Annotated in this window: 15 protein-coding genes; 3 read left to right on the top strand and 12 right to left on the bottom strand. The window is 51.7% G+C overall.

Annotation, left to right across the window (positions count from 1 at the left end; translation table 11 throughout):
- Nucleotides 1-2 precede the first annotated feature (2 nt).
- Nucleotides 3-812, top strand: coding sequence for an ABC transporter permease (locus PQG83_RS01845; RefSeq protein WP_312746122.1), 810 nt, complete (start codon nucleotides 3-5; stop codon nucleotides 810-812).
- 98 nt (nucleotides 813-910) lie between these two features.
- On the opposite strand, the gene PQG83_RS01840 is transcribed toward PQG83_RS01845, so the two are convergent.
- From PQG83_RS01840 to PQG83_RS01790, 11 genes are all read right to left on the bottom strand, one after another.
- The gene (locus PQG83_RS01840; RefSeq protein ID WP_312746119.1) at nucleotides 911-1543 is read right to left on the bottom strand and encodes a Tll0287-like domain-containing protein; all 633 of its coding nucleotides are present in this window, start codon (nucleotides 1541-1543) and stop codon (nucleotides 911-913) included.
- A 177-nt stretch (nucleotides 1544-1720) separates the two neighbouring features.
- A complete protein-coding gene (locus tag PQG83_RS01835) occupies nucleotides 1721-2641 on the bottom strand; it encodes a carboxypeptidase-like regulatory domain-containing protein (protein ID WP_312746116.1) in 921 nt (306 codons plus the stop codon).
- Nucleotides 2642-2773: 132 nt separating this feature from the next.
- A complete protein-coding gene (locus PQG83_RS01830) occupies nucleotides 2774-7657 on the bottom strand; it encodes a multicopper oxidase domain-containing protein (protein WP_312746113.1) in 4884 nt (1627 codons plus the stop codon).
- Nucleotides 7658-7669: 12 nt separating this feature from the next.
- Entirely contained in the window at nucleotides 7670-7888 is a 219-nt protein-coding gene (locus tag PQG83_RS01825) for a hypothetical protein (protein WP_312746110.1), read from the bottom strand.
- Nucleotides 7889-8494: 606 nt separating this feature from the next.
- A complete protein-coding gene (locus tag PQG83_RS01820) occupies nucleotides 8495-13426 on the bottom strand; it encodes a multicopper oxidase domain-containing protein (RefSeq protein WP_312746107.1) in 4932 nt (1643 codons plus the stop codon).
- A gap of 460 nt (nucleotides 13427-13886) precedes the next feature.
- Nucleotides 13887-15308 carry a sigma-54 interaction domain-containing protein gene (locus PQG83_RS01815; RefSeq protein ID WP_312746105.1) on the bottom strand — a complete coding sequence of 474 codons (1422 nt, stop codon included), beginning with the start codon at nucleotides 15306-15308 and terminating at the stop codon, nucleotides 13887-13889.
- A 39-nt stretch (nucleotides 15309-15347) separates the two neighbouring features.
- On the bottom strand, nucleotides 15348-15770 hold the full coding sequence (locus PQG83_RS01810) for a response regulator (protein ID WP_312746102.1): 423 nt from the start codon (nucleotides 15768-15770) through the stop codon (nucleotides 15348-15350).
- 273 nt (nucleotides 15771-16043) lie between these two features.
- Nucleotides 16044-16631 (bottom strand): hypothetical protein, encoded by a 588-nt coding sequence (locus PQG83_RS01805; protein ID WP_312746099.1) that lies wholly within the window; start codon nucleotides 16629-16631, stop codon nucleotides 16044-16046.
- A gap of 3 nt (nucleotides 16632-16634) precedes the next feature.
- Nucleotides 16635-17222: a hypothetical protein gene (locus PQG83_RS01800; protein ID WP_312746096.1), complete on the bottom strand. Its 588-nt coding sequence runs from the start codon at nucleotides 17220-17222 to the stop codon at nucleotides 16635-16637.
- Between the two features lie 53 nt (nucleotides 17223-17275).
- Complete coding sequence (locus PQG83_RS01795; protein ID WP_312746094.1) at nucleotides 17276-17737, bottom strand: PH domain-containing protein; 462 nt, start codon at nucleotides 17735-17737, stop codon at nucleotides 17276-17278.
- 522 nt (nucleotides 17738-18259) lie between these two features.
- The gene (locus PQG83_RS01790) at nucleotides 18260-19261 is read right to left on the bottom strand and encodes a sugar phosphate nucleotidyltransferase (protein ID WP_312746092.1); all 1002 of its coding nucleotides are present in this window, start codon (nucleotides 19259-19261) and stop codon (nucleotides 18260-18262) included.
- 670 nt (nucleotides 19262-19931) lie between these two features.
- Here PQG83_RS01790 and PQG83_RS01785 point away from each other — a divergent pair.
- Both PQG83_RS01785 and PQG83_RS01780 read left to right on the top strand, forming a co-directional pair.
- Nucleotides 19932-20900 (top strand): carboxypeptidase-like regulatory domain-containing protein, encoded by a 969-nt coding sequence (locus tag PQG83_RS01785; protein WP_312746090.1) that lies wholly within the window; start codon nucleotides 19932-19934, stop codon nucleotides 20898-20900.
- Between the two features lie 361 nt (nucleotides 20901-21261).
- The gene (locus PQG83_RS01780; protein WP_312746088.1) at nucleotides 21262-22473 is read left to right on the top strand and encodes a 4-phosphoerythronate dehydrogenase; all 1212 of its coding nucleotides are present in this window, start codon (nucleotides 21262-21264) and stop codon (nucleotides 22471-22473) included.
- Nucleotides 22474-22573: 100 nt separating this feature from the next.
- Here the strand turns inward: PQG83_RS01780 and PQG83_RS01775 are convergent, their stop codons facing one another.
- Nucleotides 22574-23443, bottom strand: coding sequence for a hypothetical protein (locus PQG83_RS01775; RefSeq protein ID WP_312746085.1), 870 nt, complete (start codon nucleotides 23441-23443; stop codon nucleotides 22574-22576).
- Nucleotides 23444-23450 lie beyond the last annotated feature (7 nt).

Raw genomic sequence — 23450 nt, 5'->3', positions numbered from 1 at the left:
CGATGCGTCTTTGGCTGCCACTCTCCATCATCGCCGCATGGGCCTTTCTGGCCATCTTCAATTTCATCTTTTCCTTAACCCCTGATGCGATTGATCTCACCAAAATTCTTTCCCCGCCAAGCCTGGAACACTGGTTGGGGCATGATGAATTAGGTCGACCGGTTGCCGACCGTCTCATCAGCGGCGCACACACGTCGTTTTTTGTTTCGCTGTGCGTGGTCGCCCTGGGGGTGAGTCTAGGAAGCCTTCTCGGCGTCTCCAGTGCCTATCTCAGCGGGTGGGTCGATGCAGGCTTTGTGCGAATTGTGGATGTCATGCTCGCCTTTCCTGGACTACTGCTTGCTATCGCCCTCGCCGGGGCCTTGGGACCGGGAATCGGCAATGTGATTCTGGCGTTGGGAATCGTGGGATGGGTGGGATACGCCAGACTGGCGAGAGGACAGGTTCTCGCCCTCAAGCACGCCGATCACGTGCTGGCTGCCCAAGCCATCGGCGCACCGCCTTGGCGTATTATTCTCCGGCACCTTCTGCCGTTAATCATGGCTCCGCTTATTGTTGAAGCCAGCTTTGGTATTGCCGGCGCCATCATAGCCGAAGCCGGCCTCTCCTTTTTGGGACTGGGGGTTCAACCTCCTGCCGCGTCATGGGGAAGCATGATTCGCGACGGAACCCGCTACATGTTGGTAGCTCCCCACCTGGTCGTCTTTCCGGGCTTGGCTCTTATGGCGGTCGTTCTCGCGGCCAACATGCTGGGAGATTGGTTAAGAGATCGGTTGGATGTGAAAGAACAGACTTCCCAAGGACTATCATGAAATATATCGAACAGCAGACTGAAGGTGACTGCGGGTTCAACATCCACAGCCACCTTCCTGATTTCGGATTCAAAAATGGACAGAAGGTCTTTGCTCGTTCAGGGAGTTTCCTTTTTTTCTGTAGGCAGCGGAAACGAGATGATAATTGCACCCATCACATCGCCCATTTTAAAATCACGCTTTGAACTCAACAAATGCCCGTTGTGGCAGTCCACACAGGCTTTGGAAACAGCCCGATCCGCATAAATGGCTTTGAAAAACCGTTGATCCCCTCTCTTGATAATTCCACTATAGACCTCATCGGGATTCTCGGCCACGACTTTTAATCCGGCCTCCTCAAAGGCGGTGCTCGGCCCATTTTCCTCATAAATAGGCCACAGACTGGCCAGACGATATCGCAGGCCGGACCCCCCCATTTCGGCCACTCGTCCACTCATCAAAAGCATTTGCGCGGGGAGCGGAAGCGCCTTCCGCTGCTTCCAGGCTTCTGCGGCAATGACAATTCGATTCTCCTGCATGCGATCCACTACATGTGTCGTATAGAGCGCTCTGTCTGCGGCAATCACCGTATGGATATACCCGGCCACAACCTCTGGAGAGAAATTCACTTCAGTCCCTGGTGCCATCCGGACTTCAGATTCCTCCTCTCCCGCGGCGTGTGCGCTCTCCCAACCGCCCGTGCACACCATTGCCCCAAGCACGATTCCTATGGACAATATCCGTAAACCCATGGTCGCCCTCCTTTCATCCGTCATACTTCAGTGAATGAACCAACATCCTGTTGCCTTGCTTCGAGCGGGCTACCTCAGGAGACGTCTCCTGTTCTTGGACTTTCCGTCATGAGTTTCCCTCGTCTGCCGCGTGACCACTCGCCATGGTCCTTGGGGCGTGGCACGCATGACAGCCCGTTAGGGAATCTGGCGTCTAATCGAAGGTACAATTTCCAGGCCTTCTTCCAATAACTCCAATCCAAACCGGGGATTCTCCTCTATTTCATGCGTACTACGACGGCCTTGGGGAGCCTCATACTGAAAATTCGCCACCGTGGCCTTCTGAGCCGTCACCGTGATGGGTTGTTCCACAAACTCCTTCATTCCGGGATGCCAGGCAGTCAGCATATAATTTCCAGGAGGCACGTCGGTAATTGCAAAGGTTCCATCCTCGGGAGTAATCGCATAATAGGGGCTCTCCAACACGAGTCCCCAGGAAAACATATAGGGATGGAACCCGCACTGCATGACAAACACATTCCGTCCTTTTCGTAAATGTATTTTTTCCACCATGGGTTCACCGGGAAGGTGTTTCTTGCCGAATATTCCCGCCACGTTGTGATACGGATTCATCGGGAGGGGACGATTGAACAAGACCCTGGCCCCTCGCTCTCTGGCCGTTTCATAGGCCTGAATATCATGCTCGACCGGATCCATGTTGACTACGGTCAGTTCATCCCCATCGCGCAAGACATTTACAAAGGGAATAAATTCACAGTCGACTGATTCGATCCTGACCTTCGGCATGTGAAACGGTTTCCCTTTTTCGATATCTTTGAGAAACACCACCACATCCTTAAGGCTTTGATCAGGCCCGATAATAAAATCCTCAACAATGCGCCAACCCGTTCCCGTAGAGATGGTTCCACAAAACACCGGATCGGGGATCGTCACCAGATTAAAGGCCATGGGTCTTGGCTTATCGCCCCTAATGGTCACTTTCCCTTGAATGGTTCCCCCATCAGTCACGGTTATTTCATCGTAGGACCATGCGGTTTGCGCGAACAGCGCTAGAAGCCCAACCCCTACGATCCCTTTCCATACTTTTCGGCCCTTCATTCTCTCCTCCCACAAAAAATAAAATGATTGTCATCCTTATGGACATTCTATCGAACCACCCACTCAAAAAAAAGCGGGGAAGCCGAAGAGTGGCTTCCCCGCATTCGCTAACCCTCGGAATGAGGATCTGGCTTATTTCGTGACGGTAGAAATGATTCGCGGCTCGCCACTGGGTTCATCAAGAGTTGCCTGTTTGGAAGACATGGCCGAACCATCTAATGGCTGAATCCGTTGATCCGTGTTCGGCAACACCCGGAGATATCCCCATTGCCCCGATTGGGAATAGGGTAACCGGCCATTGCTCCACACGTAATCTCCGGCCAGGGACCATTTGCCTCCAGCCGAGGGCAGGAAGACATCCAAACCTTCCGAACCCGAGAACTCCACGGTGCTGATCATATCCGCGCCAGGCAGAAAGGGTTCGATCGGCCATTCATGCTTCTCCACCGTGAACATCCCGTTCTGCTCACTGCTGGCGCCAAAGACGTGAATCCGTACTTTGTCGCCCGCATGGGCTTCAATCAACGGTGTCGCAGGATCCTGCGGCTCGTCAACCTGACACGGTTGGAACATACGGCCCAATGAACAACCGGCTTCTTCCCGATGGAGATAGGGTTCGGCGCGATAGTTGACGCCGGTCAGCCCTGCCACATTTTGCACATAGGGCATGAAACTGGTTCCGATGATGTTATCCTCGTCCTGGAAATACAAGGCAACATCCCGGTAGCTCACCCGGTTCTCATTGCCCTGAATAGTCCGATCCACAATCACATCGGCATTCCAACTACTTTTCAGGGAAATATCTTCCCCCGTTTTGGGATCACGGTACTGTGATCCCTTGGGACCGATAATGATTCCCCCGTACAAACCGTTGCGGGGATTCATGGACACATTTCCCCAATCCCACACCAAGGTTTGCGTTTCGCCATTGAAGGGATCCGCATAATAGGTGTACATCCGGGATTCACCGGGCGCCACAGTTTGGTCTCCGGGATTGTTCCCCAAATTGAGGCCTTGGGAATCTTTGGGATCGAAAGCCAGTCCGAAGGCCGAGAACGACGCTCGCCCTTCTTTGAGCTTATTCGTCAATTTGACTTGGAGGCAGTCACCCACGTTCGCCCGTAACGTTAACGGCATGGGTTGCACATCACTTCCGACCTTTTGCACCTCATCTTCGAGGACATAGATCTTGGCTTCAGGATTACGCAATTCAATTTTGCGTTCAAAGTCCACTTCAATCGTTTCCGGAGCATTGCTATTAAAGCTCATCCCCGGATGGTCCAGGGCCACGACATTGAAGCTCTTCACCGGAGCCTCTTTCGGACAAACCGGCAATCGCTCCGGCATGCCTTCTTTGCCATAGGCTTTATTCGGCAAGGGCTGCAGATCACTCACCGGCTTATCTAAGACCCGAATCAGCCCCCAGGAGCCTTCCGAAAACTTCGAGCTCCGGCCATTAAAGAACATATAATCGCCGGCTTGATGACGCGGGCCACCCGCTTCCGGAATGACCAGGTCATACCGTTCGGCAATACCGATATGCAGCGAATGTTTGCGATTGGCTTCCTGCGCATAGCGTTCTGACCAGAACGTATGGCCGGACAATGTGAACACATTACTTTCATTCATTGTCACATCCAACAGCCGGAACACAATGGCATCGCCAAGGTAAGCCCTGACCATAGCCGTACTCGGATCACCATGCACCACACTGCTGAATATTTGCGACGGCTCCGGGTTATTGGCCAATCGTTGTGCAAACGGCTCGGACCGGAAATTCAACGCTCCCCCGGTGGTATGCGTACCGCCATTCAGGAATGGCATAGGCGTCATTTTAATTTTGTCGTTCGGCGGCATGATGAACGACACTGTCCGACCCGCTTCCAACGCCACATCCACCGGTTGCCCCGGAGGATTGCCCGCGGTCACGATGTTCACCGTGTGCGGCACGGTATCCATGATATGCACCATTAATTCACGGAAGCTGCCGGCCACATCATGTCCCACACGCTCGACCGCATGAATATCGGCGACCGGACCCGAACGAATCCGCTTCCCGGTCTTCGGATCGTGCCACGTGGAGCCGAAGGGTTCGGCAATCATGGTTCCGACCGCCCCATGTGGCCACGTCGTACCACCAAAGGCATGGTCATGCCAGAACACACTCCCGACATCCGCATCCACCCAGAACCGCTGCCGCACATATTCCACGGTGACAATGTCCTTGACGGGATGCGCATTCTTCAAGGGCTGGGCAAAGGTCAACGTATTACCATTAATTTTGACAATCCGTCGCACCTCCTGGCCTTTGACATTATCCGCCCCAATCAATATGGGAATGCCCACGTGATATTGTTTGGCATTCGAAACCTCCAAGGTTTTGTCACCTTTCTTGGCGGCCTTCGTCACCTTCGCATTCATCGGCACCGGTAACCCTTTATCCGACTTTTTCTCGAATTGGGTAAACGGTCGCATAGACTGTTCATACGAAAATCCTGAAATCACCCCATCGGATGCCTGATTATCGAACTGGAAGAAATGGAAATGGGTGTTGATCTTGGACGACTGGAAATTCGTGATATCGTCATCCAACCATTCACTGGTCAGCGTCCAATCGATGCAATCATAGACATTCGCCCGAACCACTAACGGGAATTTTTTGTCGTTGTTGGCTCGCACCTCTTCCTCTTCTTCATGCACAACATAGAGAAGCCCATTGGGGTCGACAATCGCCGGCTCTTTTCCTTCGGCAGCCGACAATTCTATCGGCAACTTAATAAAATGCACCTTGTAATCCTGTGATCCGGCTCGATCCGGACACAGACTCCATGAGCCATTTTCGCCGGCCTTGGCCGGTTCGACCGACCGTGTTCCATCCGGATTCAACCGGATCATTTCCAACCATGGAGCCGGATTATGATCATTGGAAAACGGTACCCGTTTTCCGAAATGTGGCGTGAGCCACGGCCACGCCACTTTTCCGGTTGACGGTTCAAACCAAATGGCACGCCGTTCACCGGCTGTATATCCCTGCCACTCGGGCCGATATTTGGGATTTTCCCCAAGCGTCGGTTCTTTCTCGCTCATGGCCTTCGAACCATCCCAGACCCAATCCATGACGGTCGCATCATAGGCCTTCATTTGACCGGCCTCGTCATCTTTATGGCCAGGCTTGCCTTGATTGCTGAGCTGCATTTCCACCCAGTCTTTGATATTGACGACGGCGGGCTCGGCTTTCCAATCACTTTTGCCTTTACCCACAATTTTGAATTGCTTGCCAAACCAATTGACGGTCTTGCCCACTAGTTGATCGGAAGTCACAGGCTTGTGAATTCGGCCTAACCGGTCCGGTAATTCCCGCAAAGGCGCCATGACGTCATTTTGCACACCTGGCTCTTGCAGGCTGTTATACACACGCCAGTAGCCCCACATACCGGCCACATAGTGATGCGCCACATGACAGTGAAAGAGAAAATCTCCCGCCAACCATTGGCAAAGCCCCGAGCCGCATTCGGTCTCCAGATCTAACGCCTCAGATGGCCCAATCACTTCCACATCGACCCGGTCCGACTTCGTCCGAATCACCGGATATTTCACAGGGCCGTTTTGCCCCGTACTCCAGACCGGCATCTGCGTCGCACGTGGACTTCGTTGCCACCGAATCGACCCGCCGTGAGGATGATGCGAATGGAAAACTTCCGATCCACCATGGACAATACGGAATTTAGCCGGGTCACCTAAATAACTTCGGGGAATCGTTGGGGCGGCATCACCAAAGGTATAGGAACTATACGCCATTGACTCATCCTCAAATCCAAAATATTCATGTTGCACGTGCATATTGTTGATACCGAACGGCTCACTCCGATAATTGAGAGCCCGGGCACCCGGACGATAGGCATCGGTGAGTGGATCCCGTTGAGGGAGAAAGTCTCCATGCTTATTTACGGGACGAAACGCTTCATCCCCGACTTCATGATAAATCAAGACAAATTCCCGAAAGTCTGGACCATCCCCATTATCAATCATCACCTGCCAGCCACTCGTGGCTTCCGTGGCCGGCCCCGTACCCAAGGGCTCGTAATAATTCGATCCGCGGGGCTCCACAACGAAGACGCCGAAGAGTCCCATAACCGTCAGTTCCCGGTCATTGCTGTAGGTATGAAATTGTTTCCCACCTTCCTGCGTGTCGGGATGGATGTACCATTCCATCTCAATGGTCTGGCCTTCAGCCGCTACCGTGTCTGGATTGGTCGTCGTCGCCGGCTGGCCGGTCTTGCTCATCACCATGTCAGACCCATTGATATGGAAACTGACTTCTTCGCCGAATTCCAATTGGTTACGCAACGTAACCTTGACGCAATCTCCTTGATTGCCGCGAATCACCAATGGTTGTATCCACTGATCCTGAATGCCGTTTTTCACAGCCCCCGGATCGGCATGCCCTTCCTTCTCACGAGCCTCGGCATTTTTGGCTTCCTCCTCACGAATCTTGTCAATATTTTCAGTCAAGGCATACATGTACCCGGGATAATAATCCAGCCATTGATTCAGGCTGATTTCCACATCAATGGCTGACACATCGTAACTTCGGACGGGCGCTGTCTTGGGACATAACCCTCCTTTCATGGACACCGGCTCCACACCTGGAGTACTTGCCAGGAGGCCATTCGCCGGCCCCGCTCCATATTGGTGAATCATCGACATGGAATCAAAGGCACCCGTATCGGCACCTTTATGCTCCATATCCTTCTGCATTTGCTCCATCATGCGGTGATGCTGCTGCTCGACCAGGGCCGCCCGTTCGGCCCGCCCTTCTATGGCATCTTCCACAATCGTCTGGCCCTTGAGCTGTTCGGCCCAACCAGGAGATTGCGCCGGCATCCCCGTCTGATGGGCGTGGGGGGGAGATGCATTTTCAGCACTGACAAAGGCTGGGGTAACCCAGAAGGCTACCCCCCCCATCAGCGCCAACAATATAGACGCAGTTAAAAATCTACTCTTGCCGTGATACATGCTCCGGCCTCCTTACATATGGGGTGAATAAAGATCAAATGTTTTACTCTCAACCAGACAACTTGTTTCCAGCATCTCAAGTTCTCGAAAAACAGCCCGGCCGGATACTTGATTGTTAAGTGCCGACGCCAGAAATCCTCTTGGAGAGGTCGGGCATTCCGGAGGCCGGTCCATCACACCCAAACCAGCGTCGGCATCAACCTGTTCCGCAACATCGATGCCAATGAACACTCATCCATGCTCCTAACCGCAAAAGCTTTATTGGGGGGGACTTCAGGAGACTGTCAGGAAGGAATGGAAAAATGCACAACGGGGCAGAATGTCCAACACCTTGGACCAACATTTCCGAACCTTTGTAATTTCAACTAAAAATCAAGCAGTTGTGTGTCCATAAAATTGGACAATTGAACGCTTGGAATGGGGATTTTTGGGGCATTAAATTGGGCAGATTAGGAAATATGATAACCCGGCAATTTGTGGTAGCGGCAGGAGCAACCGGGACTCAAGGCATGAGCGGCCAGGAATGATCTGAACTATCGACTCTTGCTCGATACTTCTTGGGATTTCTTCATCTCCACGACAATCCTTCCTTCCCTATCCTCCAAGATGCGTGGGTGAATCATTGAGGATCTCACTCAAATTTTCCTGAATGGATTTCAATCCTTATGCACTGCAAAAGGAGGACGTGTCCATCGAAAAGAAATACCCCGAATTCTCAATCCAACCCTGGCTCTTTTTGATGCACTCAGACATGTCCTCTTTCTCAAATGAGCCGGGGGAGCCGCACCATTTGTGCAGCTCTCCCGACAAATTCGACCGTTCTTCCCTTAACGATGATTAGGGCCTTACCATCGCGGTTGGCAGAACTTTTGGCTCAGGTTGAGATTCTACCCGCTTGGCGTTCGACATCGTGGCTCCCAACGGAAGAATTCTCTGATCACCTGTCGGCAGGACTCGCAAATATCCCCACTGACCAGCCTGCTGATAGTTCAGACGGGCATTGGCCCAAATATAATCCCCGGGAATGTTTGCAGGTCCGCCCGCCCCCTGGCGGAGGAACACATCCAGAGTCTCAGATCCACCGAATTCCACCACGCTGATCATATCGGCACCCGGCATGTAGGGTTCGATTGGCCATTCGTGGCCTTCGACCTGGAACATGCCGTTTTGCTCGCTGTTCGCCCCGATTACGTGTATCCGGACCACATCACCGGCATGCGCCTCGATTAAAGGCGTGACGGGATCAACGGGCTTGTCGACCGCACAGGGTTGGAACATCTTATCCAACGTACAGCCCTGCTCCTCCCGGAATTTATCCGGTTCTGCACGATAATTCACGGAAGATAATCCGGCCACGTTCTGCACGTAGGGCATGAATGAGGTACCGATAATGTTGTCCTCATCCTGGAAAAACAAGGCGACATCCCGATAGTTCTGCTTACCGGCGTTCTCGACCAACGTATGATCGATAATCACGTCCGCCCGCCAGGCGTTCTTTTGTGAGAGATCTTCGCCTGTCACAGGATCCCGATATTGCGAGCCCTTAGGGCCGACGATCACGGCGCCGTACAATCCGTTTCGCGGATTGAGAATAATATTCCCGCCATCCCACACCAACGACGTGGTTTCTTTGTTGTCGGGATGGGCATAGAAGGTGTATGTCCGGCTTTCACCTGGCGCCACCGTCTGATCCCCAGGATTATTCCCCACGTTGAGTCCATGAGAATCCCTTGGATCGAATGCCAGACCAGGGGCGAAGAAGGACGCCCGGCTCTTGGCCATCTTGTTCTTCAGATTCACCTTGATGCAATCGCCGAGATTCACACGTAAGGTCAGTGGATTCGGCATCACGTTGCCCGCCACCTTGGTGGCTTCCTCTTCGAGTGCAAAAATCTTTCCGTCCGGTACGGTCATTTCAATCTTTCGCTCAAAGTCCACTTCGATGGTGTCCGGGGCATTGGGATGCAACTTCAACGGGCGATCCAAAGATACGACGTTGAAAGATTTCACCGGCGCATCTGCTGGACACAACGAACTCGGCACCGGAGGAATTCCGAGCGGATTCGTTCCCATCGGGAGCACCTGCAGATCAGGCACTTTCTTGTCCAACACCCGAATGATTCCCCATCCACCTTCGGCGAAGTGCGAACTCCGTCCGTTGAAGTGAATGTAATCACCGGGCATACCTTGGAAACCGCCTGCCTTGGTCACGAGGTCATACCGCTCGGCGATCCCCACATGGATGGAGTACTTCCGATTGGCGTCGCCCGCATACCGTTCCGTCAGGAAGGTATGGCCCGACAGCGTCCAGACATGCGACTCATTCATCAACTGATGCAACAACCGGAACACAATGGTGTCTCCGACATAACTTTGAAGCAACGGCGTATCCGGATCGCCATGAATCGCGCTGCTGAACAATTTCGAGGTATCGGGATTATTGTTCAATCTCAACGCAAACGGCTCAGCCCGGAAGTTAAATCCGCTCCCGGTGGTATGCGTTCCCCCGTTCAAGAAGGGGTTGGGAGCATTTTGGATTTTTTCAGGCATTTGGAACGACACCGTTTTCCCGGCTTCCAACGCCACCTCGATGGGCTGCCCTGGAGGATTCCCCGCCTGAATGACGTTGACCGTATGAGGCACGGTATCGTGGATGGACACCATCAACTCACGGAAACTTCCGCTCACCCCGAAGCCCACCGGTTCGTTGGTATGAATGTCCGCGATTGGACCGCTATACACCAACTTCCCGTTCTTCGGGTCATGATAGGTGGATCCAAACGGCTCCACAATCGTGGCACCGAACCCGCCGTGCGGCCAGGTGGTTGCCCCGAACGCATGATCATGCCAGAACACCGTTCCGGTATCCGAATCCACCCAATACCGGTACCGGACAAATTCCGGCGTTACGATATCTCCGGTCGGATGATCATGCTTAAGTGGTTTCACAAACGTGATCGTCTCGCCCTTAATCTCCTTGATCCGGGCGATTTCCGAACAACTCCGATCACGCTTCAACGACGTCGTCGGGTCGTTGTCGGCTTGCAAACAATCCGCACCCACCAACAACTCGGTATTGACATGATATTTGCTGGCCCCTTCGGCCATCTTGATGGTGATGGATTTGGCCCCTGCCTTGACGGCCTTGGTCAACTTGCTATTCATCGGAACCGGCAAACCGGCCTTCTTCGGCTTCGAGAACATGGTAAACGGCCTAACGGACATTTCCCATTCCATCCCCGAGATCACACCGTCAGAGGCTCCGGTATCGAACTGGAAGAAATGAGGATGAATATTGATCTTCGACGACTGAAAATTGGTGTAATCATCGTCATCCCATTCGCTTGTCAGAATGGTATCGACGCAATCATAGACGTTGGCACGAAGAACCGCCGGGTATTTCAGATTGTTGTCGGCCCTCGTCAAACGCTCTTCTTCGTGAAGCACATAGATCAGACCGTCTTGGTCGACAATCGATTCCTGGTTCCCCTGTTTCGGCGTCAGTTCTATGGGAAGCCGAATGAAGTGAATATTATTCAATCTCGGAACATTGGCACCTTCCGGACAGAGACTCCAGCGCCCTTGCTCACCCGGCTTAGCGGGTTCAGACGTCCGCTCTCCATTTTCATCCTGGTGGATCGGCTCCAGCCAGGGAGCCCCGCTATGGTTGGCAGAGAATGGCACACGCTTTCCAAAATGAGGCTTCAAGACCGGCCAGGCAACTTTACCCGTGGTCGGATCAAAAAGAATATCGGGCCGAGTACTGTCATCCCACTTCACAGCAGTCGGGTATTTCGGATGCGGAGTCGTACTTTCCCGCTCCCCTTTCGCCACATTCCCGTCCCATTTCCAATCCCACACAGTGCCGTCATAGGCCATAACCTGGCCCTTTTCGTCATCCGTGTGGCCGGGTTTGCCCATGGCGGGCAGGTACATTTCCACCCAGTCTTTAATGTTCACAACGGCTGGATTGGATTTCCAGTTTGATTTCTGGCTCTTATCAACAATCTTGAACTGCTTACCGAACCAATCGACGGTGGTCCCGATTAATTTATCGGAACTGACACCGACTTTGACCCGCCCTTGACGATCAGGCAATTCACGTAAGTCCGCCATAATGTCAGTCCGGACATCACCAACCTGTAGGGTGTTATATACCCGACCGTATCCCCACATTCCCGCCACATAGTGGTGGGCGACATGGCAGTGGAATAAAAAGTCTCCCGCCAAGTGTTGACATCCCCCCGACCCGCATTCGGGTTCAAGATCCAAGGCTTCGGACGGTCCGATCACTTCCACATCCACACGGTCTGATTTTGTGCGGACGACGGGATATTTCACCGGGCCGTCTTTTCCCAAATACCAATGCTCTTGTTGGTCTGCACGAGGGCTTCGTTGCCACCGGATCGACCCACTGTGCGGATGGTGCGAATGAAACACTTCGGATCCCCCGTGAACAATTCGGTATTTCATGGGATCACCAAGGTACCCCCGGGGAATAGTCGTCGGCGCATCGCCGAAGGTATAAGCGCTGTAAGCTAACGATTCATCTTCGAATCCGAAATATTCGTGCTGGACATGCATTTCATCGATTCCGAAAGGCTCACTACGATAATTGAGCGCACGACCGCCCGGACGATAGGCATCCGTCAATGGATCGCGTTGAGGTAAAAAGTCCCCTTTCTTGTTCACCGGCCGGAATGCTTCGTCTCCGACTTCGTGATAGAAAATGATGTATTCGCGGAAGTCATGACCGGATCCATTGTCGATGATCGCCTGCCATCCTGATTGCAGTTCCGGGGCAGGCCCTGTTCCTAACGGATCCAGGTACTTCGATCCGGCCGGTTCAACGATCAAGGCACCAAAAAGCCCCATGACCGTCAATTCACGCGCATTGCTATAGGAGTGAAATCTTCTCACTCCTTCTTGTGTTTGAGGGTGAATGTACCACTCCATCTCCACACTATTTCCCGGCTCCACAACCGTCTCGGGATTGCTAGTGGATGCCGCTTTCCCCGTCGTGGACATCACCATGCTTCCACCGTTCACATGGAGACTTCCACTTTCAATCTCCATTTGGTTCCGAAGGGTGATTTTCAAACAATCCCCTTGATTGGCCCGGATGGCAAGAGGCTGGATGTAATCCCCTTGTAATCCCGTCGTCACCGCCCCGGGATCCCACCCATCTTTATCCCGGGCGGCTTTGTTTTGGGCCTCTTCAGCGCGGACTTTATCAATGTTGTCCGTTAACACATACATGTAACCGACATAATAATCCAGCCATCGATTGAGGGTAATCTCCGTATCGATCATGGAGATATCGTAATGTTTGGTGGGCACGCCAGCCGGGCATTTTGCACCCGACCCGGTGGACAGAGCCGCATCAGGATCCACCGCTAACAAATAGCTGGATCCATCCTGCCCCATGTACTGATGCATCATCGAGACATTATTAAATACTCCGGAGTTCGCTTGGACTTGCGCATCCTGTTGTCCCTGCTCTTCAAGTCTCCGCATGATTCGGTGATGTTGCACTTCGATTTTTTCAGAAAGACCTGCCCGCCCTTCCAATGCATCCTCCACACGGGTTTGTCCTTTCAGTTGTTCAGCCCAACCTGAGGATTCCTGATGAGCCATGCCCGTTTGATGAACGTGTGGAGCAGAGGCATTTTCGGCGCCGACAACAGATGGGCCAAGCCAAAAGCTCGCTCCTCCCATCAACGCCAAGAACATCGACGCGGTTAGAAATCTACTCTTGCCTGGATACATTTTCCGGCCTCCTAAATTTAAGTTGTGAATAAAAAACCCTCATTTTTGGCACTCCATCGACTCACTCGCCTCAATCATTTCAAGATGTTCGTCTCTTCAATGAATGGCCCGGCCCCGTATTTTTTTTGTGCCGACGCAAGGCGCCCCTTGTGGGAGGTCGGGCATTCCGGAGGCCGGTCCATCACACCCTATCCAGCGTCGGCGATTGAATGCCTGAGCAACAACAGTGCCAAAGAACACCTATCAATGCTCCAAATCACAACAACCAATACTGGAAAGAATTTCAGGGCACAATCAGGTGAGAAGAGACAACGGAAGAATGGTGAGAAATTCCAGAATCTTGGACAGGCTTTTCAATGCACGAAAAATTTCGACGAGAAATCAATCAGTTGCCCGTCTAAAAAACTGGACAATTGAAATGAGAAAATGAGGATTTTAGGGGCAAAAAAAGGGGAGCCGTTTAGGAAATATGATAGTCCCGCAATTTGTTGTAAAGGCTGGATCGACTGATATTCAAGGCCCGCGCTGCGCGGGTCTTATCTCCCTTCGCATCCCGGAGGGCTTGGAGGATTCTTGACCGTTCCGCTTCCTGGCGAGCGATTTTCCCGATCGAACTCAAATCGCTTTTGTCAGGTTGCAACGAATGATCCGCAAAAAAGTCTTTCACTTCAATTGTGGAATGCGGGCAAGTGACCACCACCCGTTCAATCAAATTTTCTAATTCCCGGACATTCCCAGGCCACGAATGGTGCACGAGAGCCGTTTGGGCATCGGGGCTGAGATGCATTGGCTCACGCCCGTGCTTTCTGGCGCATTGCTCCAAAAAATATTTCACCAATAATAGAATATCTTCTTTCCGCTCCCTCAAGGGCGGGACGGTGAGCGGGAGGACGGCGAGCCGATAGTATAAATCCGCACGAAACGACTTGTTTGCCACAAGATGTTCCAGAGATTTATTCCCGGCAGAGATGACCCTCACATTCACCTTGATGGATCCATTGCTCCCCACGGGCTTGATTTCGCCTTCCTGCAGGACACGAAGTAAGCGGGCTTGGAATGCAGGAGTGGTATCAGTTATTTCATCCAAAAAAATCGTGCCGCCTTCGGCTTCTTCAAACAAGCCTTTGCGATCAGCGACCGCTCCGGTAAAGGACCCACGTACATGACCAAATAATTCGCTTTCCAGCAAGGTTTCGGGCATTGCACTGCATTCCACCACAATAAATGGCCGGAGGCGTCGCCGACTCAAGGCATGAATGGTCTTTGCCACCAATTCCTTGCCCGTTCCACTTTCCCCTTGAATGAGCACCGTTGCCTCACTCGCGGCGATCAATCGAACCATTTCCACCAGTTGTTGAATCGGCTCACTATCTCCGATGATGGTGGGAGGCACGGTCTCCGGAAAGGAATCCCCAGCCAATGCAGGCGGGTCAGATGAATCCTCCTCCTGTGGAACCATCATAATGCTCTCACTTCCCCGAGCCCCCATCAATATCGCAACATGGGTCATACCGGTCCTGCTTTTCAAGGGCACCGCACGTGGAAACGGACATCCAGGCGTGGCGACAGCTGAAGGGGAAGGACAGGGAAATGTATCCTGAACTTGTCTGTCAGACCGAAACAGTTCCATGGCGTGACAGGGGTCACAAGGTGGCTGATTGGAAGCCTGTGAGTTGGAAGAATCGGAAGAAGAAGAAATGGATGATGAAAGGGTTAATGGACAGTCTTTGGCTATTTTATTGGCTGAAGGATTAGCATACACCAATTCCTTCCGGGGATTGAAAATCACAACCGGCTCATCCACATGCTGCGCCAGAAACTTTAATCCTTCGATCCGCGCACTCCAAGACACATCGGAATCAGAATCTAACGATCCGGCCATCGTTTACCCTTTCTTTATTTCATTATCTCGTGTACTGCCTCAATAAAACGGAAGGTTCCCGCAGGGATTCACCAAACACATTTGACAAATCCATGCCTTCAAATCAGAAATACGAAGAGGTTTTTCGAAATATCCCTTGACACCACAATCTAACGCTTTCGCTTTGGACTGACTGTCTCCATACGCCGTCATGACGACAATCGGACAATCCGGGGCTCCTTCCTGGAGGCGCCGCAAATAGGGAAATCCGCCATCCGGCATTTTCAAGTCCGTCACAATTACATTTGGCACCACGGCCTTTAGGATATTCAAGGCATCTGTCCCATTCTCTGACTCGATCACGCGGCACCCTTTTTCTTGAAGGGCGTCCACAAGGAGGGTCCGCATTGCTTCATCATCATCCACGACCAGAATGGTACATGATGGCCCGCTGTATTTTACCGGCGCGGTATTTGTGGACATTGCCGCACCCTCCTAGGAACCATGACACACCTCCCGGGCGGCCAACTATAAAAATGCTTATATACACATATACTGAGCAAATTCTGGGCCTCCCGCATAAACATGATTCGTGCATAAAATGGCCACTTTTGGCCTTAAAAAAGACTCTTGGGGAGATCATCCTGTGTATTTTTTCTACACTTGATTGAGGATTTTTAAAGCAACCTGAGGGAAATCTGATTTTTCATGCCTATGAGTTAGAGAATACAATGGAAAATTGATTCCATTTTCAAACTAATCGTCCTCATCATCCTTGTCCTCATCGTCAACCTCCAACTGTCCCCCACGATGGCACTTCAGACATTTAGCAAAATGCCCGGGTCGATGAGCACCCTCGCCTTTCAGGATTAACCGTTCAACATACGAATTGTGTAGTAATGTGCCATCCTGTTGTCCGGTGCCGCCTTTTATCACGTGGCAATCAGAGCAGGACGTCGCGCCTGTGGCCCGAAAAATCAATTCTCCATGTGGATTTTTGACCCTACCGATAGTTATGGCCGTTAACACACCCCGATGTTCCGTGTGACAAACCAGACAAGCTTGGCCGGATTGATTCGCCTCTTGATGCAATTGGCGAACATCCGGTTCGGATCGAGATTGAAATGTTTCCAACGTATGACAGGCCAGGCACTTTTGGGGTGTAGCTCCTCTAAAAGGTTCATGACAGGACAGACATCCCGCAATGTCAGTGTGATGCCGGCTAAGATCTCCAGGGGCCCACAAGGCTTCAGTGTAGATGGGAGAAGCCCAGGCCAGAGTCGCAATGACCAGACCTGTCAGAGCCCAGATACAGGGCGCCACCCATGGTCGACGACATCCCATGATTTAGAGGCCCCCGAAAAAGAGGGCTCCCCCGATGTGCAGCAGCGTGAAAGAGACAAATGACCACGTCAGGGGGCCGTGAATACATTTCCACCATCGAAGGGTCTCCTCTTGTAACGCAAGACCATGCAGATGCGCTTCAATCGCATCCTCGGTCATCCCTTCAAACGCCAGTTCATGCCGTCGTTCGTACAATGCTCGAAACGCCAGATAATGCAAGGCCTGCCCGGTGATTCCACTCATCACCACCAGGACCATGCTGATAAGGGCGATGATCGGCACCAGGGCATGGAAATGCACACCGGCATGGACAAAAATTATCAGGGGTCCAATAATGCCAAACACGATGTGTACCTGAAACCATCCGTGTGACCAGACCTGATTAGGATACAACCACCGTTTCAGTGGATACACAAAGGTCAGTCCAATGAAGACCAGGCCGGTCCACCCAACCAGGTGCGCCACTTGCGTATGACCGAAGGGCCTGTCTGCTCTGACACTTAAGAGAAATTCAAGAAAAAGGGCACCGGCTACGGTGAGAACAGTCAAACCGAGCACCAGAGATGTTCGACGGGAAAGAGACGGGATCATAAAGAATTATTCTCATCTCTCATCACAGCAGGTGTATTCATCATTCAGAAAGGCTAGTGAGTCAACACGGGAGAAGAAGGAGGGAGGAGCGCCCGTAATTTAGTTTCAATGATCTCAGGATCCTTGATGCCACGGAACCGAACACTCCGGCCTGAATCCTTGGAGTGAATAACAAGAGTACCAATTCCCAACATTCTGGCTATTGGTCCCTGCATAACTTCGACAGATTTGAATATCCCGAATTCCACGCTCGCCATTTCTTTTCCCGAATACCCATTCCTCAGTACCACTCGCTTGGACGTGAGCAGATATTTGGCCCAATATCGAAGCACCACCACCAGCCCTAATAAGATTCCTGCACCGACAACCCATATTTCCCATCCTGAAAATCCTATTTGTAGAAGGAAGAAACCTCGCAATCCTGTCCACAGGCTAAAAAAATACAGCCACGTAAATTGTCCCCACGAGGGATAGCCCTCCCAGATAATTCGTTCGGGATCTCCTGGCTCACTCATGCCTTCCATCCTTTGCTGTTTAACACCTGGATTTTTTAACCTTCAAGAAACCCACACCTCATTCTCCAAAACATGACACCGAGCCGTATCATGATCTTTGGCTCACATGAGGTCTCTTGCGACCTCTGTGCCAATAGACCCTATACGGCCGCGAAGCGATTTAAAGGAGAAGCGGTAAATAACTCCCGTCACCGACCAGGCCATTGACGAAAAACGCACCACCCCCAGACAGTCAATTTGTTGATTTTTGCCTCACAAGCGAGTGGAGAACAGGAAGAAAAATTGGCCGCCATGACAGACTGATAGACCTAAATAAGAGAAAAAAAGAAGAGGATTTTGGGAAAAAGATAAAGCGGGGAAAGGAGAGACAACTCAGGGGGAAAGGGGCCAAACAAGGGTATGGGAAGTTAGTTTGAAACAGAGCCCTGGAACATCCTGTTGGGATGGACTGCGTTGAATGTTTGCACACTCGTATGACTGCTTAGAGAAGAAAAATCCTCGAGACAGCCAAGAAAAATCTCTTCAGCAGCTCAGATAGGGATAACCCATGTCCTTTGGTATGTGGGGATTGGATGGCGCACCCGCTCCCATAAAGGCCTCCATGGGAAAGGCAGGCTTTTTCCCTATTGATCGCAATGTCTCCACAATTCGTTCCGGCCGACCCCAGTCGCTCCACGTGACATCATGAAGTTCCATGACACCTAATTGACCGGCAAGAGGTTGCAAGACATCACGGGAAAAATTTCGTGTAGGCATATCCCGATACATCGCCTGGAGGGTCGATCCTTCGGCCGGAGTCCCGATCTGCCTACGTAGCCCTTCAAAACGATCCATCATATCAGGAAAGCACAACCATCCGGATTTCCACAGCGTCTCGACTTTGGTCACCAGCACCAGGGTGTTCCACAAGGCTCCCTCGGACATCATTCGCTTGCCATCACCAGCCGCCGGCTTTTCTACAAACGATTGAATGCGACGAATAGAGGTCCCTCCACTCCATCCGAGCACTCCTCCGACGGACATCCATCCATAATCAAGCTCTAGATGAGACGGACGAACGCCCATGAGAATCATTCGATCAGAGAGAAATTCTACCGCTCGCACAGCCCGGCGCACTGCGGACACAAAGCGATCTTCGGGACAGATAAAATGATCAGCGGGCAAGAGGACCACGACCGCGTGAGGATCCCAGGCTTTCACGTACGTAAGAGGAAGAAACACGCCCGGGGCCGTGTCACAATTTCGCGGCTGAAAGATCAAGGTGCCTTCATCTTGCCTCGTGCAATGATGTTCCAAACTCTGCTGATGTGTTCGACCAACAACCGTCACTTTTTTCCTGGGCAGCCCGATTTGGTCGGCCCGGTCCCACGTATGTTGCAACATAGAACGAGTGCCGACAAAGGTGCAGTATTGTTTCGGAACCGGATACCCGAGCCACTGCTGTATTGAGGGACGGATACGTTCCCCTTCACCACCTGCCAACACGATGGACCACACGGAGGACTGTAGGGTCTGAACAGCCATAATGAACCTCCTGGAAATTGAAAAACGTTGCTAATGGAACATGCCCGATAAAGCAACACTCATACTCGTGTTTCCAGACACCGAACACTGACTTTCAGATAACAGGGGGGGAGATAGTGCTTAATATTGCATTTCGGACAATTAATGGAAAGGGAAGCAATTGAAAGGCCAGAATCAGAAGATCACTTAATTCGTTGATTTTCCTAACTTTCCCTCGAAGCCCTGAGAACCAGAAATGTGCGGAACCCAACAGGCTGAAGGCGTCGACCTTCATGGTTTGTCAAGAAAAATTTCCCGGCCACTGTTGCTCTGTCGTGATTACGACATGCCAGTACTTTAAACTTATGCCTTACAATCCTGTAATAGAAATGTCGTTGACAAAAAAGCTCCCAGTTACATCGCTCAGTCCGCCCTGACCGCAATACACCAAGGGAGTGTTGGAAAATAATAATTTCCAAGGGCATATCGACCCACAGGCACATTGCATATTAGAGGCCTCGGGGCACCAACCTTTGGCATGAAACCAGCATATCCTCATGACCGTGCATCTTTTTTTCAGGAATCGGGAAATGTTTTTAAGCTACTTCTTTAGACCAATTTATCAATGGATTTGACACCTTCGGATTTGACACCTTCATCCGTATGAACTCATTGACCAAAGGATCGTTCCATGAAATTCATCTCGTATGTTCTCACGTTAGGTCTCAACATCGTCCTGATCGCTCCCGCGTTTAGTTATGAGGAAATCACGGTCTCCAATGGAGGCACTATTACCGGAAAGGTGTCCTTGGCGGGGAAAGAACCCCCGGCATTGGCGTACAGCCTGATTACCAATCCCGATACGGACTTTTGCGGGCGAATTTCCACAGGAACAGGATGGCGTCTCGTCGATGAATTTCACGTGGCGCCGGATGGTGGTCTCCAGAATACCGTCGTCTTTTTGGAAGGAATTGCTCAAGGTAAACCCTTTGCCCGGACAGGTGCAGCCAAAGTGACGGTGGAGGATTGTCTTTTTACGCCCTGGGTCTCGGTTGTACAAAACGAACAACAGCTCCACATCGTCAACATGGATCCCATTATTCATGATGTGCAAATTTATGAAACGGCACCATTCGGCTCAAAAGTCATGCTTCATCGCCCACTCCGGCTCAATCCGTTCCATCCCAAGAACAGAATTAAGGATCATCAACACAACCCGGGAGAGGCGATGCTCGACACGGTTGAATTCTCCAAGGGCCGCAGAATCCTCTACTTGGAATGCGGATTTCACACCTACATGCAAAGCTGGGGAGTCGCAGTGGACAACCCGTATTACGCCATTACCGATGCAGAAGGAAATTTCACACTCCCTGATGTCCCCGAAGGCGTCTACTCGCTCTTGGCCTGGCACCCGGGCATGGGAGGATTTATTAAAATGGAGGTGGTGATCTTAGCCAACGAAACATTGAAGACCAGAATGGAATTCCAGAATCCGATCGACCGGCGCATGGCCCACAATACGATGTTCTCTAATTATCGGTTTGGCACCGAGGTCCTGGAAAAAGAAGGAGCGGTCTATGATGTTCAAGCAACCCATGAGACGCAAGACATCCTGAGCGACCAGCATGGGCAGACCGCCAATACGCATTCAACGCATTGATGCGGCATATATGGAAGGACCTGGAAAGGACCTTGCTCGCCAATTCTGAAAAAAAGGCTGTTGATGCATATGCTTGATTGGAATAAACGGATCAGTTAGCTATGATCTCTAAAGTGTGTGCTTAACGGATCCACTTGGACTAATCAACCCGGCGTGTAGTGCCTGACTGAATACGTCAGGCCCCATTCTTTTCAACCCGCCTCCTTAAAAAACAAGACCCGCCCCCCTTTCCCCTCTCTCCTATGATTCCTGCCTGCCCTAGCATCGGGCGGGTCCATGTAATAAAAAAGCAAGGCTAGCGCCAACCGGCGCGTTGCGATAGTCTGCAGTTTTGGAAAACATCGTCTGAAAGGCACAAGGTATGAAAAAAAAGATCAACATGGTAGCCGGAGAAAATATTCCCTATATCAACGAAGCGTTTGCCAGCCTGGGAAACCTGACTCTTCTGCCCGGGCGATCCATCAAATCAAGCGATTTGCACAATACGAATGTTCTCCTCATTCGATCGATCACGAGGGTTGATCACTTCTTATTGGAAGGAACTCCCGTCGAATTTGTCGGATCGGCCTCGGCAGGAGTGGACCACATCGATGAAGCCTACCTCAAAACCCGAAATATCGGCTTTACCTCAGCGGCCGGCTCGAATGCCAATTCGGTGGCCGAATACGTCCTGGCGTCCTTATTATTCCTGGGCAAGCAACAGGGGTTTTCACTCAAAGGGAAAACCATTGGCATTATCGGCGTCGGGAATATCGGCAAACTGGTCAAGCATAAAGTGGAAGCGCTGGGGATGCTCCCGGTCCTCCATGATCCTCCCCTGGCAGAAACGGGCCAAGTGGAGCACCGTTCATTAGCCGAAACCCTCAGTTGTGACGTGGTGACGCTCCATACGCCCTTGACCACTGACGGCCCCTACCCGACCTATCACATGCTCAATGAGCAGACACTCAAATGGCTGAATCCATCGGCGATCTTCATCAATGCCGCGCGTGGGGAAGTCGTGGAGACCCATGCGCTGCTGAATGCCATCACAGAAAATCGTATCGGCCCGACCATCATCGATGTGTGGGAAGACGAACCCGCCATTAACTGGGACCTCTTTCAAGCCGCCACGATCGGCACACCCCATATTGCCGGGCACTCCCTCGATGGCAAAGCTAATGGCACCTTCATGATCTACGCAGCACTGTGCAAACATCTGGGCATCTCCCCCACATGGAATCCCGTCCAGGTACTGCCCGCACCACTCGTCCCGTCTTTAACCATCGACTACCACGAGCAATCTGATGAAGAGTTGATCCAAGAAATGGTCAGTACAATCTATGATCTGGAGGCCGATTATCATCGCATGAAACAACTGCTGGCGATGCCTCAGAAAGACCGGCCTCGTCGCTTTGATGAACTTCGCAAACACTATCCCGTCCGCCGGGAATTCCACCGAACCAATGTTACCCTCCCCAAAAATCAGGAAAGGCTTCAGGACCTGCTTGCAGAAATTGGGTTCTTGGAATTCAGCGAGGAAGCCTCAAACGGAAATGGGCAGGACAAACTGACTAGCACCCGTTCGTCCTGAGGTCAACGTCCATCCCGGCAGTCAAAAGGTTTGTCCGGAGCCGGGCTGAGGGCGAACGGGCAGTCAAACCGCCAACAGAAGAATCGAGCTCTAACCTTATTTAGGTATCGTTCTGTTGTTGGAAGGGAAAAAGAGAAAGGTAGACGGTATCCGCTCGCTTCTTAATCCACTGAAATCGGAATAACGTGCGGATTTGACTGGAGTACTGCCCGATATTCGCCTCTTGCCAAAGGCCTTCTGCAAAATAACGCCGATTCTCTCCCTCACTCAGGAATCCTGCGAACTTCTTATCGGTCACAAAGCTCACCGCCCAACTGTTCGTCCAACTTGGATGACAACGCTGAACATAATCATCAACCTCAAGAAGGAGAGATTTCATGCTTTCCAGATCCGTCATAAGCGATTCGGAACCGAGTAGAAACAGCACATCATGGCCTTCAGGAATATCGATCAGACCAATACGGCGTTCCAGAGCCAGACAGGCTTGGTGGTCAATGGCATACACATCCGGGTGGCCGGGATCCCCCTTGGGAATAATAAGGGTTTTGGGCGAACCGGGTTTGCACACAAACTTGAGGTCAGAGGGAGGACAATCCCACTGCAATTGCACCCCGGCTTGGTCAATATCATCTAACAAGGAAGGAATCCGGGGATTTAATGCGACCCTATTCTGAATCGATTCGCCCGGCACAAGCCGAACTATTTGTGACCCGAACCTCCCGATAGGAAGGTCCTGCTTGATAGGACTCTTGTTCGCATCCAAGCGGGTGGCCGAGAGCCAGGTAGAACCTTCCGTCGGATTCCACGGCAAATCCCGAACATCGACGCTGACCGGCTCATCACTGATATTGGTTAAATGAACATGCAATTCATACAGATGTTTGCCGGGCTTCTTTAAAAACACCTCCATCGCCAACGGCAGACGAGGGTCTTCCTCAGGATCTTCAGCCGCAACGAGTGTGGGAAGCATGAGATGG

The sequence above is a fragment of the Candidatus Nitrospira neomarina genome, assembly GCF_032051675.1.
Classification (GTDB): Bacteria; Nitrospirota; Nitrospiria; order Nitrospirales; family UBA8639; genus Nitrospira_E; species Nitrospira_E neomarina.
Note: the sequence above shows the minus strand (reverse complement) of the source record. Positions and strands in the feature narration are given on the sequence as shown.

What these genes read in the sequence shown, in the direction of transcription:
- PQG83_RS01790 (WP_312746092.1), bottom strand. Translation starts at nt 19,261, where the DNA reads ATGGCTGTTCAGACCCTACAGTCCTCCGTGTGGTCCATCGTGTTGGCA.
- PQG83_RS01845 (WP_312746122.1), top strand. Translation starts at nt 3, where the DNA reads ATGCGTCTTTGGCTGCCACTCTCCATCATCGCCGCATGGGCCTTTCTG.
- PQG83_RS01800 (WP_312746096.1), bottom strand. Translation starts at nt 17,222, where the DNA reads ATGATCCCGTCTCTTTCCCGTCGAACATCTCTGGTGCTCGGTTTGACT.
- PQG83_RS01810 (WP_312746102.1), bottom strand. Translation starts at nt 15,770, where the DNA reads ATGTCCACAAATACCGCGCCGGTAAAATACAGCGGGCCATCATGTACC.
- PQG83_RS01805 (WP_312746099.1), bottom strand. Translation starts at nt 16,631, where the DNA reads ATGGGATGTCGTCGACCATGGGTGGCGCCCTGTATCTGGGCTCTGACA.
- PQG83_RS01815 (WP_312746105.1), bottom strand. Translation starts at nt 15,308, where the DNA reads ATGGCCGGATCGTTAGATTCTGATTCCGATGTGTCTTGGAGTGCGCGG.
- PQG83_RS01830 (WP_312746113.1), bottom strand. Translation starts at nt 7,657, where the DNA reads ATGTATCACGGCAAGAGTAGATTTTTAACTGCGTCTATATTGTTGGCG.
- PQG83_RS01775 (WP_312746085.1), bottom strand. Translation starts at nt 23,443, where the DNA reads ATGCTTCCCACACTCGTTGCGGCTGAAGATCCTGAGGAAGACCCTCGT.
- PQG83_RS01785 (WP_312746090.1), top strand. Translation starts at nt 19,932, where the DNA reads ATGAAATTCATCTCGTATGTTCTCACGTTAGGTCTCAACATCGTCCTG.
- PQG83_RS01840 (WP_312746119.1), bottom strand. Translation starts at nt 1,543, where the DNA reads ATGGGTTTACGGATATTGTCCATAGGAATCGTGCTTGGGGCAATGGTG.
- PQG83_RS01820 (WP_312746107.1), bottom strand. Translation starts at nt 13,426, where the DNA reads ATGTATCCAGGCAAGAGTAGATTTCTAACCGCGTCGATGTTCTTGGCG.
- PQG83_RS01780 (WP_312746088.1), top strand. Translation starts at nt 21,262, where the DNA reads ATGAAAAAAAAGATCAACATGGTAGCCGGAGAAAATATTCCCTATATC.
- PQG83_RS01835 (WP_312746116.1), bottom strand. Translation starts at nt 2,641, where the DNA reads ATGAAGGGCCGAAAAGTATGGAAAGGGATCGTAGGGGTTGGGCTTCTA.
- PQG83_RS01795 (WP_312746094.1), bottom strand. Translation starts at nt 17,737, where the DNA reads ATGAGTGAGCCAGGAGATCCCGAACGAATTATCTGGGAGGGCTATCCC.